The 16,628-nt window shown below is 45.0% G+C and carries 13 protein-coding genes; 1 reads left to right on the top strand and 12 read right to left on the bottom strand.

The window, feature by feature from the left end:
- Positions 1 to 420 precede the first annotated feature (420 nt).
- The 11 genes from EIP89_RS10040 to atpD form a co-directional block, all read right to left on the bottom strand.
- Positions 421 to 1,419, bottom strand: a complete 999-nt coding sequence (locus tag EIP89_RS10040; protein ID WP_124398548.1) for a glycosyltransferase — start codon at positions 1,417 to 1,419, stop codon at positions 421 to 423.
- The gene (locus EIP89_RS10035) at positions 1,406 to 2,404 is read right to left on the bottom strand and encodes a glycosyltransferase family 2 protein (RefSeq protein WP_124398547.1); all 999 of its coding nucleotides are present in this window, start codon (positions 2,402 to 2,404) and stop codon (positions 1,406 to 1,408) included. The genes EIP89_RS10040 and EIP89_RS10035 overlap by 14 nt, the downstream gene beginning before the upstream one ends.
- A gap of 95 nt (positions 2,405 to 2,499) precedes the next feature.
- The gene (locus EIP89_RS10030) at positions 2,500 to 5,631 is read right to left on the bottom strand and encodes a UvrD-helicase domain-containing protein (RefSeq protein WP_124398546.1); all 3,132 of its coding nucleotides are present in this window, start codon (positions 5,629 to 5,631) and stop codon (positions 2,500 to 2,502) included.
- Positions 5,632 to 6,075: 444 nt separating this feature from the next.
- The gene (murA, locus tag EIP89_RS10025; RefSeq protein WP_124398545.1) at positions 6,076 to 7,386 is read right to left on the bottom strand and encodes a UDP-N-acetylglucosamine 1-carboxyvinyltransferase; all 1,311 of its coding nucleotides are present in this window, start codon (positions 7,384 to 7,386) and stop codon (positions 6,076 to 6,078) included.
- 12 nt (positions 7,387 to 7,398) lie between these two features.
- A complete protein-coding gene (locus EIP89_RS10020) occupies positions 7,399 to 8,064 on the bottom strand; it encodes a DUF4290 domain-containing protein (RefSeq protein WP_124398544.1) in 666 nt (221 codons plus the stop codon).
- Positions 8,065 to 8,075: 11 nt separating this feature from the next.
- Positions 8,076 to 10,430, bottom strand: coding sequence for an ATP-dependent helicase (locus tag EIP89_RS10015; protein WP_245966141.1), 2,355 nt, complete (start codon positions 10,428 to 10,430; stop codon positions 8,076 to 8,078).
- Positions 10,427 to 11,140 carry an alpha/beta hydrolase gene (locus tag EIP89_RS10010; RefSeq protein WP_124398543.1) on the bottom strand — a complete coding sequence of 238 codons (714 nt, stop codon included), beginning with the start codon at positions 11,138 to 11,140 and terminating at the stop codon, positions 10,427 to 10,429. The genes EIP89_RS10015 and EIP89_RS10010 overlap by 4 nt, the downstream gene beginning before the upstream one ends.
- The gene (locus EIP89_RS10005) at positions 11,103 to 11,753 is read right to left on the bottom strand and encodes an AlbA family DNA-binding domain-containing protein (RefSeq protein WP_124398542.1); all 651 of its coding nucleotides are present in this window, start codon (positions 11,751 to 11,753) and stop codon (positions 11,103 to 11,105) included. The genes EIP89_RS10010 and EIP89_RS10005 overlap by 38 nt, the downstream gene beginning before the upstream one ends.
- A gap of 13 nt (positions 11,754 to 11,766) precedes the next feature.
- Positions 11,767 to 12,411, bottom strand: a complete 645-nt coding sequence (locus EIP89_RS10000) for an O-methyltransferase (protein ID WP_124398541.1) — start codon at positions 12,409 to 12,411, stop codon at positions 11,767 to 11,769.
- A 101-nt stretch (positions 12,412 to 12,512) separates the two neighbouring features.
- A complete protein-coding gene (locus EIP89_RS09995) occupies positions 12,513 to 12,788 on the bottom strand; it encodes a F0F1 ATP synthase subunit delta/epsilon (RefSeq protein WP_124398540.1) in 276 nt (91 codons plus the stop codon).
- Positions 12,789 to 12,803: 15 nt separating this feature from the next.
- Entirely contained in the window at positions 12,804 to 14,312 is a 1,509-nt protein-coding gene (gene atpD, locus EIP89_RS09990) for a F0F1 ATP synthase subunit beta (protein ID WP_124398539.1), read from the bottom strand.
- 357 nt (positions 14,313 to 14,669) lie between these two features.
- On the opposite strand from atpD, the gene EIP89_RS09985 reads away from it, so the two are divergent.
- Positions 14,670 to 15,728 (top strand): DUF6588 family protein, encoded by a 1,059-nt coding sequence (locus tag EIP89_RS09985; protein WP_124398538.1) that lies wholly within the window; start codon positions 14,670 to 14,672, stop codon positions 15,726 to 15,728.
- 29 nt (positions 15,729 to 15,757) lie between these two features.
- Here the strand turns inward: EIP89_RS09985 and EIP89_RS09980 are convergent, their stop codons facing one another.
- Positions 15,758 to 16,519, bottom strand: a complete 762-nt coding sequence (locus EIP89_RS09980) for a phosphoglycerol geranylgeranyltransferase (RefSeq protein WP_245966140.1) — start codon at positions 16,517 to 16,519, stop codon at positions 15,758 to 15,760.
- Between the last annotated feature and the right edge of the window lie 109 nt (positions 16,520 to 16,628).

The following is a 16,628-nucleotide window of genomic DNA, read 5'->3' as shown; positions in this document are numbered from 1 at the left end:
TCAAAAATCAATTTTTTGAAATATCACTACCAAAAACCTGCTTTAAGTCTAATTCATTTTTTGTAACATTAAATACCATTTAAAAACTGATAAAAAAAAGCTGCCCTCTTTTAGGACAGCTTCTTCTCGCGTGAGGGATAGAAGCGGATATGAGCCGCAGCGGGTGGGCTGCAGCACACTGGGAGCGGATGGCTGGACCGAAGGGCAGACAACGCACCCAGGCTGTGATGCGCCCACGCGCAAGGCGAATATGAGCGGATAGCCCGACCCAGGCGAAGGAGATAGTTTGCCCTTTGCCTGGGAATACCCGTAGGCGAAAGCACCCGTCGGCTCCTTCGCCTGGGGCACGCCCAAAAAAAGAAAACCAAGACCCAATAAAAGAAACAACCAATACTAGGGTATTGAACGGTGGGTTACGGCTTACAGTTTGATGCCTTTTTTATTCCCTTTGATGTACATCTCCCAGCCATTGCGGGCCATGCCGTAGCCATAGCCGGCCATCATCACGAGGGTAGTAACTACGGTGAGCAGGCCTATTTTGGAGCTTTCGTTGGTGAGGGTTGAAAAGATCATGATTAGGCTAAAGTAGATGGCGTAGAGCACAAAGGGCCATTCGGTAAGGGGCAAAAGCAGAAGGGCGAGTATAAGCCCGAGGCTGAAAAGAAGGGGAAAGAGATGGGTAAGCTTGAGATTGCCGGGGTGGCGCTCGTTGAGCAGGAGACGTGCTGCTCCAAAGCGATAGACCTGGCGGAAGAATTTTTTGAGCGTAGTGCGACGCTTGTGATATACCCCGGCCTCAGGGATATAGGCGGAGCGGTAGCCGGCCTTGAGGATTCGGATGCTGAGCTCAATGTCTTCGGCACAGACGAAGTCGGAATAGCCCTTGACGGCTTGGAATACGGAGCGTTTTACGCCCATATTGAAGCCGCGGGGAAGGTAGGTGCCAATGGTGCGCTTGCCTCCGCGGATGCCGCCGGTGGTGAGGAAGGAGGTCATGGAAAAGTTGATGGCTTTCTGCAGGGGTGTAAAGCCGGATGCTGCAAGGTCAGGCCCGCCAAAGAGGGCGATGTCGGGATTTTTTACGAGGTAGTCGGCTACTTTGGTGAGGTAGTCGGGTGGGATGATGCAGTCGGAGTCGAGAAAGATGAGGTAATCGCCTTTAGCTACGGCTGCGGCTGCATTGCGGGCGGGACTGACGCCGATGTATTCGGTGAAGAGGATGGTAAGGGGATAAGTGGGGTTGTTTTCGAATCGACGGAGGAGGGGCCGGAGTGTGTCGCCGGGTGTGCCGTCGCTCACGATGACTTCGAAATGGGGATATTGCTGCGCGAGCAGGCTCTCTAAAAATTCGACCACCTCATCAGGCCGGCCAAAGGTGGGGGTAATGAGGCTGAAATAGAGGGGATTACCTTGACTCATAGAGGTCAGCGCGGTTTAGATTGGCTGTGCGTTCGACGATGGCAGGGTCGAATTTGCGGGGATTGTTTCGGATGATGAGTTCGGCCAAAAATCCGGCGAGGAAGAGCTGGGTGCCGAGAATCATGGAAGTGAGGGAGATGTAAAACCAGGGATTGTCGGCGACGAGGATGGCTGGGATGCCCTTTTTGAGGGCAATGAGTTTTGAGATGCCGATGTATGCTGCGGCAGAAAATCCGAAGACAAACATGAGGGTACCTAGCAGTCCAAAAAAGTGCATGGGGCGCTTGCTGAATCGGCTTACAAAGGCGAGGGTAACGAGGTCGAGAAAGCCGTTAACGAACCGCTCCCAGCCAAACTTGGTGTGCCCGTACTTGCGAGGACGGTGTACCACGACCTTTTCGCCGATGCGCGAGAAGCCTGCACTCTTGGCCAGCACAGGAATGTAGCGATGCAGCTCGCCGTACACTTCGATGTGCTTCACTACCTCGAGCTTATAGGCCTTAAGGCCGCAATTGAAGTCATTGAGGTGAATGCCCGACATTCGGCGAGTAGCCCAGTTGAAGAGTTTGGTAGGAATGGTCTTGCTGAGTGGGTCGTAGCGCTTCTTCTTCCAGCCGGATACGAGGTCGTAGCCTTCGCCAGAAATCATTTGATAGAGGGCAGGAATTTCGTCGGGGCTGTCCTGCAGATCGGCGTCCATGGTGATGACTACTCGGCCTTTAGCGGCTCTGAAGCCCGCGTTCAGACCGGCTGATTTGCCTTGATTGCGACGAAAGGATATGCCGCGTACTTCGGGATGCTGAGAAGCAAGTTCTTCAATTACCCGCCATGAGCCATCGGTGCTTCCATCATCGACCATTATGACTTCAAACGATAGCTTGTGTTCATCGCACACGCGCTTGATCCATTCAAAGAGTTCGCGAAGAGATTCCTCTTCGTTGTATAGAGGCACTACGACGCTAACATCTGGTTGTGCATTTGTCATGCAAGTAGAGCTTTTGTGGCCAAATATCCAACAGATTGGGGGTATGCCGTGTGAAAAAATATTTTAATGATAGAAGGAGTCTAATGCTAACAAGGCTAATCGGGAAGAACTTTTTCAAATTCGACACTTTCGTGGTTTACATAAATAAGGTATCCGCTGTCGATCAAATAGCCTGCATCGGCGGCTAAGCGCATGTAGGTTTTCAGCTGGTGAAAGTGTTCTGATTTTTTTACACCAGTTTTGTATTCTAAAATGCTGATTTTATTTCCATTAATGGCCATTGAATCGGGTACAAAATATTGGCCTTTTACGAGTATTTTTCTCTCATTCAAAATTCGGTCAGCAGAATAAAATCTTCTTAATTCTTCGGAATTTTGAATGGTTTCTGTTAAATTTTTAAAAGCATGGTAAGTACTATCATTTTGATCTAAGGTTTCTAATTTTTGTTCAAAATCTTTTACGGAATAACAAGTAGATAGTAATGCATGCATCTTGCTGCCTTCAGCGACCTTTTGGTTAATAGATGAACTATATACAGGAGCAATTTTTAAAACTTTTCTCCAATCGGATGTATCGATATATGTAGGTTCTGAAATTGATTGTGCTTCAGGCTGATTGATATTTACATCGACATCACCTAAAACAAAGATTTCTTCTATTTCAGAGCATCCATAAACATATGAAACTGCACTGTGCAAAAGGTTTGAAATTTCATCATTTGAAGGCGTTTTATGTATGCTGATAAACATTTCTTCTTTGGCACGAGTCATGGCGACGTACATCAGGTTTAGATTGTCGGCCAGTTGATGTTCGATAAATTCATTTCTTAGAATTTCATATGGTTTTGGCCATTTATCGCTTTTTCGTACTTTTACAAGTGCACTTTTTAAAAAATATTCATCTTCTTCGAGTTCAATAATTTCCTGCTCTGTTTTAAACATCTTAAAATCAAAAAAAGGAAGTATCACTACCGGCCATTCCAAGCCCTTGGCTTTGTGAATGGTCATAATTTGTACAGCATTTATTGTGGATGAGGTATTAATACTAAATTCTTCATTTAATACATTATCCCAATAGTGTAAAAAACTTGTAATATCTACTTTGTTTGTATTATTACAATAATCATAAACAAGGTCAACAAAAGCAGCAATAAAGGCGTCAGATTCTTGACCGAAATTGTAAGACTTTATGAGAAGATTTATTAACTCATCAATACTAATTTTTCTTAGATGATAAATGTCTTCAAAAACGGGATTTTCACTTAATTGAGGAAACAATTTCTTTTGTTTAAAAAATTTGAAAATATGAGTATCGAAATTAGCAAAATCAAAGAGTAAAGAATGTTCAGAATCGATCGATGATAAAATGCCCGATTTCATGAGATCATAAAGTAACTCAATGGATGCGGTTTTATTATCGGTGTTGTCTATTACGCGAAGTGTATTAATCAGTATATTGAGCTTTGGGTTCCCTTTTAGCAGGAAAGATTCAGAAGAAGTGACCTCTATGCGCTCGCCGTTGTTAAGGTGATAATTAATCAGACTATTAGCAAGCAATCTGCCATTTTGTTTATTTCTTACAAGGATGGCGATATCGCGTAACTGATAACCCTGTTGAACCTTGTTTTGAATAATACTTGCTACGTATTCTAGTGTATTTTCATTGTATTGATCTTGGTCAAATTTTTTAATTTCAACATACCCTTCATTTTGAATGCTTGCTTGCTGAACTACATCTGCTAAGGATTGGTGAATTGTGTTATAATTCCTGTAATTTTCGCGGATGAAGGTAAATATTTTGTTATTGAATTCTACAATATTTTTCGCACTTCTGAAGTTTTTGTTTAACGAAATTTTTTGTGGTGTGATTGGATATTTTTCTAAATATTGGTTATTAATAAGCTGAAGCATTTGTTTGCTATCGGCATTGCGGAATCGGTAAATGCTCTGTTTGGGATCGCCAATTAATTTTACCGAACCATCGATTGAAAGAGCATTAACAATCAATGGATACATATTTTGCCATTGACGTTTTGATGTATCCTGAAATTCATCGATGAAAATATGTTTGAATCGATTTCCTATTTTTTCGTAAATGAAGTCTCCGGATTCCTGACGTATATGTTCGTTTATTATACGGGATATATCGCTCAAGAGGATGAGATTCTCTTCGTCACTGAGTTTATTTAGTGAATTTTCAGCATCTCGAAGAATGACAAGAAGGGATGAGAGACTTAAAATATTGTCGATGAATTGAATTTTAAACAGGTTGTTGAGAATCTGTTTAGTTGAGTTGATGACATCTTCCTGTATTTTATCAATAGAAAATAAAAATTTTTGTGCATCTTTTTTAAAGTGCTCACGCCATTCTCTTTCAATTATTCTTTCAATATCTTGAATGCATTTATTAATATCTAAAGGTTGTGAAGATAACTTTTCAAAATAGAGCTTGTAAAGTGTGCCTCTGGAGCAGTATTCTTGTTGTATTCCACTGGTTTGAAATATGTTCTTGATTTGTTGATTTATTTCTGAAACAGAAAGTAATATTTCAGTTTTTTTAGTCCTAAGTTGCTCAATTTTTGTCTTAAAATCTTCGTAAGAAATGTCTTTGAGCGCAAGTAGTAATTGATAAGAGGCATCTTTGGAAACTTTTTGTATCAGATTTCTTAATGTATAAAGTGGATTTATATCGTTTTCTTCAGGATCGGAAAACTGTTTTCTCAAGTAATCCTGGAAAAAGTTGGTAAAGTCTGTGTTGATACCCAGAGCACTCAATACATCGTCGAGGGCAAGGTCTTCGAGCAGCTCTTGGTCAATACTTGGCTTTCTGGAAGATGATATGAGTAAATCCGCTGAAAAGGATCGAAAAACTTGGACAAAAAAGGAATCAATGGTGATTACGTAGAAGGCGGAGAAATCGTGGAGTATAGCGAAGAGGGTTTTCCTGGCTTTTTCTGAGAGTTGATCGGGTGAAAGTTGTGTATTTTTTACAAGAGCGTCGCGAAATGCCAGGAAAGAGTTTGACGAGTCATTGATTGAGAGCTTGTAGAGGTAATTGAGGATTCTCGACTTCATTTCGTCGGCGGCCTTGTTGGTAAAGGTGATGGCGAGAATTTCGCGGAAAGTGTACTCGTGGCCTTTTAGGCAGAGGGTTAGATATTCAAGGGCGAGGTTGAAGGTCTTTCCTGAACCGGCTGAAGCCGAGTAGATTTTGAATCGAGAATCCATTTGAGAAGCTTTTGAATAAATGTACTGAAAAGAGGGTAGGTATGGCTCGATTTCGATAGAATTTTTTATTCACCCCCCCCTGATCCCCCCTCTAAATCTGGTAGATTTAAAGAGAGGGAGATTTGCCCACAACCCACGCAAAAAGGTGCGGAAAAAGGTTTTCGTTTTAGATAAAGTTTAAAGCTCAGCGCGGCCTTGCCGCGCAACGCGTGAGGGATAGTGGCGGATATGAGCCGCAGCAGGTGAGGTTTTGCGGCACACAGCGCGAGGCTGGCTGACCCGAAGGGCAGACAACGCAGCGCGATGTGCCGCCCACAGCTGCAAGGCGAATAAGAGCCACTAGCCCGACCCGAGCAGCTGCCCTATAGGGCAGTCGGCGAGGGGCACGCCCAAATACCAAAAAATACTTTGGAAAGATTAAGAATGTGGGCGGTAACGGTTTTTTTAACCGATGCGCTCGATTTCGGCGCCGAGCTGGCGGAGGCGGTGTTCGATGTTTTGGTAGCCGCGGTCTATCTGTTCGATGTTGTGAATGGTGGAGACTCCGTCGGCGCTGAGGGCTGCGATGAGGAGTGAAACACCAGCGCGAATGTCGGGAGAGCTCATGGTGGCAGGGCGCAGGGGTTGACGGCGATCGAGGCCGATGACGGTGGCGCGATGGGGATCGCACAGAATGATCTGGGCGCCCATATCGATAAGTTTATCGACGAAGAAGAGGCGCGATTCGAACATCTTCTGGTGGATGAGTACGCTGCCGCGGGCTTGGGTGGCAGTGACGAGTACAATAGAGAGCAAGTCGGGTGTGAAGCCAGGCCAAGGCGCATCGGAAATGGTCATGATAGAGCCGTCCATAAAAGTGTCGATCTCGTACTGCTCGTGGGCAGGTACGTGGATGTCGTCACCATTTATTTGGAGCTGAATGCCCAGGCGCCGGAAGACGGTGGGTATCTGGCCCAGGTGCTCTACACCGGCATTGGCAATGGTGATTTCAGAGCCGGTGATGGCGGCCAGACCGATGAAAGAGCCCACCTCGATCATATCGGGCAAGCAGGTGTGTGTGGTGCCTTGAAGGGCCTCTACACCATGAATGGTAAGCAGATTGGAGCCTATGCCTTCGATGCGGGCGCCCATAGAATTGAGCATGCGGCAGAGCTGCTGTATGTAAGGTTCACAGGCTGCATGGTAGATGGTGGTGGTACCTTCGGCCAAAACAGCAGCCATGATGATGTTGGCCGTGCCGGTGACGGAAGCTTCGTCGAGGAGCATGTAGGTGCCGCGCAGACGGCCATTAGACTCTACGCCGTAGAAATTTTCACCCGGATTGCCACGGAGGGTGGCGCCGAGCTTGAGGAAGCCATCAAAGTGGGTATCGAGACGACGGCGGCCAATCTTGTCGCCACCGGGCTTAGGGATGTAGCCCTTGCCAAAACGGGTAAGCAGGGGGCCTACGATCATGACGGAGCCGCGGAGGGCTGCACCTTTTCGGCGGAAGTCGTCGCTATAAAGGTAGTCTATATCGACAGCGTCAGCCTGAAAAGTGTAGGAATGAGGTGAGTGCCGGGTAACCTTGACGCCAAGGCTGGCGAGTAGGTCGATAAGTCGGTTTACATCTACGATGTCGGGCAGATTGTGAATAGTGACCGGCTCTGATGTGAGCAGTACAGCGCAGAGCACTTGTAAGGCTTCGTTTTTCGCACCTTGAGGTTCAATGGTTCCTTGTAGTTTTTTTCCGCCGTAGATTTTAAACTGACTCATGTAAGGGCGATGTTATTTTTTAAAATTTTTTTTGTGTTTGCCGTAGTTTTTCTGGTTCTTTTTGAAGCCGTTTTTCTTTTTGGCGTGTTGGTTGGTTTGGCTGGTCATTTTGCGCAGGGCCTGACTTGAGGTGAGGGTGAGTTCGCTAAGGTTTAGTGCGCCATTGGAGAGCTCGCGGATGTCGTTGAGTATGACTTCGTCTTCTACGGTTTCTTTGTTCCACTGCAGATAGGTTTTTTTCATCTGATTGGCAATGAGGCGAATGTAGTTGTACTTTTCTTCGCCTTCAGGCATTTCGATGGCTTTTTTGATCATCTGGCGGATGATGGTGCCGTAGTATCGGTAATGCGCTGACTTCTGAGGGTAGCTAAGCCTGCGGGGTGGTTCGGAGAGCTGTTCACGTGTAGGAATGGGGTAAGGACTATCGACATCGAGCTTGAAATCGCTCATCAGAAAGAGGTGATCCCAGAGCTTGTGGCGGAAGTCTTGATGATCGCGCAGCTGCGGGTTGAGGTTGCCAATTACTTCAATGATAGCTCGAGCGGCTCGGTTGCGTTCTTCTTTGGTGGGCAGGTTGATGGTGTATTGAATCATCTTGTGCACGATGCGTCCGTATTCTGGTATGATGAGAGGCTCGAGCGATGTGTTATAGGTGAGGTGGTGTTGTTCGTTTGACATTTTTTATAGAATCAAGAAGTTACTTTAATGAGTTTGGCGTATTGGAGCAGAAGTTTCTTTTCACCAACTTGATCGAAGGCTACAGAAGCTTTTTTATTGACGCCAGTGCCTTCGACAGAGAGCACTTTTCCATAGCCAAATTTTTGGTGATAGACGCGATCCCCCGGGTGGGCATCTGTAGTAAATTCACCTTGAGGTGGGGGCTCTGACGGACTATTTAATTTTTGAGCAGGAGTTTCTGATGGCTGGAGAGGCCTAATGCCAGGCGGAAAATTCGGGGGCAACGTTTGTTTTGATGAAATAAAATTGCTTTTATATGGCCTTGAAATACCCAGACCATCTAAATTGGGAACCCCACCGAGGAAGGTGGGTCCAGTAGTTCGAATGCCAGGAACGATCAACTCGGTGTATTCATCGTCAATCTCTTCGAGGAAGCGGCTTGGCTCGCAATCTGCTGTGCGACCATAGCGCGTGCGCATGTGCGTGAAGGTGAGGTACAACTTTTTTTTGGCTCGAGTGATTCCGACGTAAAACAAGCGACGCTCCTCTTCGAGATCGGCTCTGCTGTTCATCATCATAGCTGAAGGAAAGAGTTCTTCTTCCATTCCCGGAATAAAGACAACGGGAAATTCCAAACCTTTGGCCAAGTGAAGGGTCATAAGCGACACTCGGTTTGGATCGGTTTTGTCGTCTTGATCGGCTGAGGTCAGCAGGGCGATTTCCTGCAGGAAATAGTCGAGCGAAATGTCGTTATCGGCTTCGAGCTCAAGTTGTTTGTCGTTAAAGGCTTTAATGCTGTTGAGCAACTCTTGTACGTTGCCAAGCCTTGAGATGCCTTCTTCAGTGCTATCCTCTTTTAAGGCGCGGAGTAGGCCGGAGGTTTTAAAAATATGTTCCGCTACATCCCAGGCGCTTTCTTTTTTGGCCATTACCCCAAAGCCTTTGATCATGGTGGCAAAATCACTTACTTTTTGGGCTATTGCCGAGCCAAGGTCGCGGGAGTAGAGTAAGGCGTTTTCGCAAATAGACCACAAGGTAGTATTGTATCTATCGGCTAAAATGGTCAGTTTATCGAGGGTAGTCTGGCCGATTCCGCGGGCTGGGTAGTTGATGACCCGCCGAAGGGCCTCTTCGTCATTAGGATTCACGGCCAAACGCAAGTAGGCAAGCATGTCTTTTACCTCTTTGCGCTGGTAGAAGCTCGTACCTCCAAAGATGCGATAGGGGATGTTTTTTCGGCGCAGCACTTCTTCGAGGGCGCGGCTCTGCGCATTGGTACGATAGAGGATGGCAAAATTGCTGAAGTCCATCTGCCGCGATAGATGCCACTCCATAATGCGCTCTGCGATGTATTGCGCTTCTTCAGCCTCGTCCAGCGCCTTGTAGATCGTGATTTTTTCGCCAGGTTCGTTGGCTGTCCAAACTTCCTTTTTGAGTTGATCGCGATTTTTGGCAATCAGGGAGTTTGCAGCTTTTACGATGTTCTGGGTTGAGCGGTAGTTTTGCTCGAGTTTGAATATTTTGCAGTCGGGGTAATCTTTTTGAAAGCTTAAAATATTTCGAATGTTTGCCCCTCTGAAGGCATAGATCGACTGCGCATCGTCGCCTACTACACAGATGTTTTCAAATTTATTGGCCAGTGCCTTTACGATGATGTATTGACTGTGATTGGTGTCTTGATACTCATCGACCAGAATGTAGCGAAAACGGTCTTGGTATTTGGCCAAGATTTCGGGGAAGGTTCCGAGTAATTCGTTGGTTTTAAGCAGAATATCGTCGAAATCCATAGCGCCGGCCTTAAAGCAGCGCTCTACATAGGCAGAATAAACGTTTTTAAATTCTGGAATCTTAGCAGCTTCATCGTATTCGAACAGCTCCGGGAAGCGGTCGTAGTATTGGGGGATGATCAGGTTGTTTTTTAGATTAGATATTCGATTGAGAATTTTTTTGGGCTTGTAAATGTCTTTGTCGAGGTTTCGCTCTTTTACGATCTGAGCAATGAGTTTTTCGGAGTCGTCGGTATCGTAAATGGTAAAATTGGAGGGATAGCCCAGCAAGTGTCCATCAACGCGCAGCAGTCGAGCGAAGATGGAATGGAAGGTGCCCATCCAAAGGTTTTTTGCTTCAGAAGCGCCCACCACTTGAGCGATGCGCTCTTTCATTTCGCGAGCCGCTTTGTTGGTAAATGTAAGCGCGAGAATATTGAAGGGGTCGATATTATGAAGCATCAGCCAGGCTATGCGGTAGGTAAGAACACGCGTCTTACCTGAGCCTGCACCAGCTATAATCATTAGAGGCCCCTCGGTATGTACCACAGCCTGGCGTTGTACCTCGTTCAGCTCGTTGAGTAATTTTTCTGGATTCAAACTTGGATGGTATTCGTTTGCTTAATTTGTTGCAGTATTTGCTCGACCATTCGGCTGATTTCCTTGGCTCTGGTAACGATCATCAGATGTGAGCCGCCCGGCACTGCCTCAGCACTGCAAATATATCGATAGGCAAATACTTCGTCGTGCGTGCCATGAATATGATATACATTTTTTTGCTGTTTGGATTTAGGGATATGTATGAGCCGATCGACACACCACTTGAAGTAAGAGGGTGAAAACTGGTCAAACATCTGCCGAAACATTAGTTGATGCTCGTGCCTTAAGCCAGCAGGAATCAATCCGCTGCCCACTAAGATTGACTTAAGCCAACTATCAGGCAGCATTCGATAAATGGGAACAATTCTTAAAAATCGAAAAAAGGGCGAAAATTCGTCGCGGCCTTTAACTGAAGAGACCAATATAACATGGGTAAAAAACCCTTGGTCGAGACCATGTAAGGCTACAACTCCACCAAATGAGAGCCCGATGGCTACGCGTACCGCACCCGAGTCTTTCAAATGTGGCGATATCATCCTTTGGGTATAGTCACTTAATGACTCCGTGCGCTCAGGCTCTACCCAAGGGATGTATGTGTAGGGATGTGAGAAATGTTTTTTAAACACTTCAAATGCTCTGTGATCAGTAGCCATCCCAGAAAGGGCATAGAGGCTAATCGCATTCTGTGCCGATGAACAAGATTCTGCCATTGACAATGTGCGTCTTGATCAGATTCCAATAGAGAAATCGAGCAAGCAGCTCTGTGGCTTGCTTTCGTTGGATGTTTGACCTTCGCTGAAAGTTTTCGAGCGAAATACCCTCTTCGAAACTGCTAATGATTCGCAGCGATTGGATGATCTGCTGTTGATTTAATCGCTTTTTAGGCTCTGTATCAGCGGCATAGCGCCAATACTCAAGGTGTACAGGTGAGGCGAGAATGTTTTGGTCAAAATGGCGAATGTAGGCCCAACCTTTGTTGTGTGCATCGATGGCTTTAATGCCTTTCTTTTGGTCTTCGGGCACGATTACTTCAAGCACTATGCGTCCCTCTTGTTCGTGCTCAATTACAGTGAGGGGCAAGGGTCTGTTAAGATACATTTCATTAGCAGCCTCAATCATGTAAAATTCTTCATCGCTGCGCACGCCGGCTATTCGGCCGTTGTCTTTTACGCCGATGAGCAGGCGCCCTCCTTTAGTATTGGCAAAGGCTGATAAACTGATGGCAATTTTTCGGCTGTCGTTAATGGCAAATTTGAAATCGAGCTGTAGGCCTTCGCCTTGGCCGATGAGTTCCATCAGATAGGAGGGTGCCTGAAGCTGCATTTGCAGTAGTTTTTTAATTCGAAACTTTTCGAAGAATCATTAATCCGTCGCGCACGGGCAGCAGTACGTTTTCAACCCTTATATCTTTATGAACATAGTGATTGAATTCTTTAAGTGCCTGTGTTTCTGGATCGTTGATCTCGGGATCACACACTTTACCACTCCACAACACATTGTCAGCAATGATGAAACCACCCATCTTCACTTTGGGCAACACCATTTGATAGTAATTCAAATAATTCTCTTTATCAGCATCGATAAAGACCAAATCCCATTGTTCATGAAGAGAGGGGACAATTTGCATAGCGTTGCCGAAGTGAAGATAGATTCTGGATTCTAATCCAGCTTGTTTAATAAACGTTTGAACAAGGGGTTTTAGTTCTTGATTGATGTCGATGGTGTGCAGCAGTCCACCTTCGGGCATCGCCTGCGCCATAGCTATGGCGGAGTATCCGGTATACGTGCCAATCTCCAGTACTCTGGTAGGCCGAATCATTGCGGTAAACATCCGCAGGATTTGTCCTTGCAGATGTCCGCTGCACATCCTTGGCATTAGCACTTTCAGATAAGTTTCCTTTTCTAGGGCTGCGAGTACATCGCCTTCGTATCGCGTATGCTCTTCAGCATACTGGCCGATGTGCGTTGGGAGGAAATCCATTTCAATGAATCGTTTTAGAAGAAAATGCTTGGGTTTGTTTTAGAATAGAAAACCCCGTCTCATGACGGGGTCTAATATACTTTCAGAATTGAAAAGGCAGTTTAATCGACCAAAACGATTACTTTATTTGAAAGCACTTCCACCACACCTCCTTTGATCGGGAATATGTATTGACCATTGCTCAGTTTTTCAAAGCGCTCGATACCTTCAGCCGACTTATCGGTGATGTCGAGCTTCAGCTTGCCACCGGTAAGGGTAGAGATAAGGGGTGCGTGGTTGTCTAACACCTGAAAAAGGCCATTGGTTCCAGGCAGCTGAATCGATTTAGCAGTACCTGTAAAAATTTTGCCTTCGGGTGAAACGATTTCTACGGTCATTTTGTCTAAATTGAATTATCGTGCCTCAGCCAGCATCTTTTCACCGGCTTCGATTACGTCTTCGATAGTACCCTTCAGATTGAAAGCAGCTTCAGGATACTTATCCATGTGGCCGTCCAGAATCATGTTAAATCCCTTGATGGTGTCTTCGATGCTTACAAACACACCTGGGATACCAGTAAATTGCTCAGCCACGTGGAAGGGCTGTGACAAGAATCTCTGCACACGACGAGCGCGGCTTACCACAAGCTTGTCTTCTTCAGAGAGCTCGTCCATACCGAGAATGGCAATAATGTCCTGAAGTTCCTTGTAGCGCTGTAGAATCTGCTTCACGCGCTGTGCGCAGCGATAGTGCTCTTCCCCTACAATGGCCGGATTCAGGATTCTGGAGGTAGAATCAAGCGGATCAACCGCTGGATAAATTCCGAGCTCTGCAATCTTACGGCTCAATACGGTAGTGGCATCGAGGTGTGCAAAGGTAGTCGCTGGTGCCGGGTCAGTAAGGTCGTCGGCAGGCACATACACCGCTTGTACAGAAGTGATGGACCCGCGCTTAGTTGAGGTAATGCGCTCTTGCATAGCACCCATCTCGGTAGCCAGGGTAGGCTGATAACCTACCGCTGAAGGCATACGACCCAGTAGCGCCGATACCTCAGATCCAGCTTGCGTAAAGCGGAAAATATTGTCGATAAAGAAGAGAATGTCACGTCCCTGACCTTCGCCATCGCCATCGCGGAAGTACTCAGCAATGGTAAGACCCGACAGAGCCACACGGGCACGTGCTCCCGGAGGCTCGTTCATCTGACCGAATACGAAGGTAGCTTTTGATTCTTTGAGTTGTTCAAAATCGATTTTGCTCAGGTCCCATCCGCCTTTTTCAAGCGACTCCATGAAGTGATCGCCGTATTTAATGATGCCAGATTCGATCATCTCGCGCAGCAGGTCATTTCCTTCGCGGGTGCGCTCACCTACTCCGGCAAATACGGAGAGACCACCATAACCTTTAGCAATGTTGTTGATAAGCTCTTGGATCAACACCGTCTTACCCACGCCGGCACCACCGAAAAGACCAATCTTACCACCTTTGGCATAAGGCTCAATCAGGTCAATAACTTTGATACCGGTGTAGAGCACTTCAGAGGTTGTAGACAAATCTTCAAATTTGGGAGGAGCAGCGTGAATTGGTCTGCGCTTGCCCTCAGTTATATCTTTGATCCCGTCGATAGCTTCACCTACTACATTAAAGAGGCGCCCGTGAATAGCCTCGCCGGTAGGCATTGAAATGTTGGTACCTGTAGCCCGAACTTCCTGACCTCTTTGCAAACCATCGGTTGAGTCCATTGCAATGGCGCGTACTGTATCTTCTCCGATGTGCTGTTGGGTTTCGAGAATGAGCTTTTGGCCATTGTCGCGCACTATTTCAAGCGCTTCATAAATACCCGGAAGTTCATTATTAGTGGTATCGAAAGTAACGTCCACTACCGGACCGATTACCTGTGAAATCTTTCCTATTACGGCTGACATGGAATGAATAGGTATATGGGGTTAAAAATTTTGGGCGCAAAAGTAGTTACCACTTTTGCTGATAAAAAACTTTTTTGGAAAAATCAACTGTCATTAACAAGTGGTTTAGGATTTATTGCTCTTGAGAAGTAAATGTGTTCAACGGAATAAAATACATAATTCGATGCTCTCCTTTCTTACTTGACGCTATTTCCTTATTTTCAAATCGGCTTGCTGTCTGCCTGTAATCATTATCTAGTTCTAATTAATTTAAAACATGTTGTCCATTGGACAAAAATTTTCAGATTTTTTGATTCAATAAAAGTTTTAAATTTTTCTTTGTGTCAAAATTTTCTTTTGGATTTAAAACAGAAAAAAATGAAAAAAACGCTCACATTTTTGATGGTAGTATTTATGTTACATGCTTTTCAAAAGATATCCGCCCAATTTAATAACGAACGAATAGCAAATGAATTCAGACAAAATATGAACGCCTATCTGGAGGCATATTTGTCTCCAGCATTTGAAGGTTCTGCAAATGTGAATCCCCTATTATGGCAGTTGCCTTATGAATCGACTAAATCTTACAACTTTTCTGTAAACATTACAGCTGGTGCATCCTTTTTACCGGCTTCCATGAAAGATTTTGACTTTTTTGGGATAAATCGCACTACCAATTTTGAACTGAGCAACCCGACAAATAACATATTGCCGACCATCGTGGGTAGAGATAGTGATAATGAATTGTTTTTTTATGTTACAGACAACAATGGTAACAGAATTTTTGACCCTATCAAAGGACACCATGTACGCGCTGAAATAGATGTGGCCGATGGATTTGATTTTCAAACCCCAATTATTCCAACTGCAAGCATACAAGTGGGAGGCTGGTTCCCTATACATACTGGAATAGGTCTACGTTACATCCCCACTGTAATAGGTGAAGATATCCGATTCGGATCATTCGGCATATCAGTTATGCATAATCCACTCGGATGGTTTAATCTGCCGGTAGATCTTTTGATCGGAGTCAATTACAATCAAATGAATTTTATTGGCGAAAATTTTGTTGAAGATGCAAATCCAAACCGCTTTGAGATTGATTCGCGGTCAATGGCTTTGGATGTTACGGTAGCAAAGAGTTTCGGAATAATAAAGCCCTATTTATCGGTAAATATTATCAATTCGACCTCTGATGCTGCGCTTCGCGGAACGTTTAATTACACATTTTCGGACTATATCGGAGTTCCAAGTACTGTTATACAAGGAGTTCAGTTTAATGTAAAGGATCCGGTTGATTTTCGTGCTACGCATTCATTTGTAAACGCAGGTGTAGGAGCAATTTTGTCTTGGAACAGTCTCTTTTTGAATGGTCAACTGATGTTTGGAAGATTTCAAAACTTTGGTTTAAGCCTGGGTTATAAAATAGGATTTTAATTATCAGTAATTCTTCTTGAGAAGTTACTTCAATTAACAGGATTAGAGGAGTAGCTTCTTTTTAATTTTCCCAGGTCGATTAATAATTCCGGAGAAGATTCCAAAGCGTTTCCTACAACAATCACATCAGCTCCAGCCTCAAAAGCCTGTTTGGCTTGCGTTTCGGTTCTGATGCCACCCCCTACTACAATCGGAATTTGTATAATCTTTCGCACAGTTGCGATCATCCCTGGCTCAATGGGATGTGCAGCTCCTGAGCCCCCATCCATGTAAATTAACTTCATACCCAGCATTTGACCCGCCAAGGCAGTCATTGCGGCTATTTCGTACTTGTTGGATGGGATGGGCATACAGCCCGACATATAGTGTGCTGTGGTGTAGTTGCCACAGTGTATGAGCATGTAACCTGTAGATATCGTCTCCAAACCGGCTTCATAAATGTATGGTGCAGCTATTACGTGATTGCCTATAAGCAATTCAGGATTACGACCTGAAATAAGCGAAAGAAAGAGAATAGCATCAGCCTTAGATGAAATCTGCATGACGCTTCCAGGAAAGAGTATGCAAGGAAGGTTTGAGTGATTTTTGATAAAGTCAAGGGTGAATTCTAATCTATCGCGCACCAACAGTGAGCCACCTATAAATAAAAAGTCAATCTTGGCTTCTTCACAATAAGGCAAAATCCTCGAAAGCGACCTTTCATCGTTTTTGTCTGGATCAATCAGTGCAGCGATCATTTTGGTGCCCTGCTGCACTTTGTTTTGAATGTAATTGTAGATATTTGTCTTCAAAGCGGCCAATTCGTTGCTATGAATTGGCCGCAAGATAAGGGCAGGCCAAAGATTCGAGGGTGTCTATTTTTTAATCTGAAGTTATTTTTTACAAATACAGAGAATTTCG

This window comes from Thermaurantimonas aggregans, from assembly GCF_003851885.1.
Taxonomy (GTDB): domain Bacteria; phylum Bacteroidota; class Bacteroidia; order Flavobacteriales; family Schleiferiaceae; genus Thermaurantimonas; species Thermaurantimonas aggregans.
Note: the sequence above shows the minus strand (reverse complement) of the source record. Positions and strands in the feature narration are given on the sequence as shown.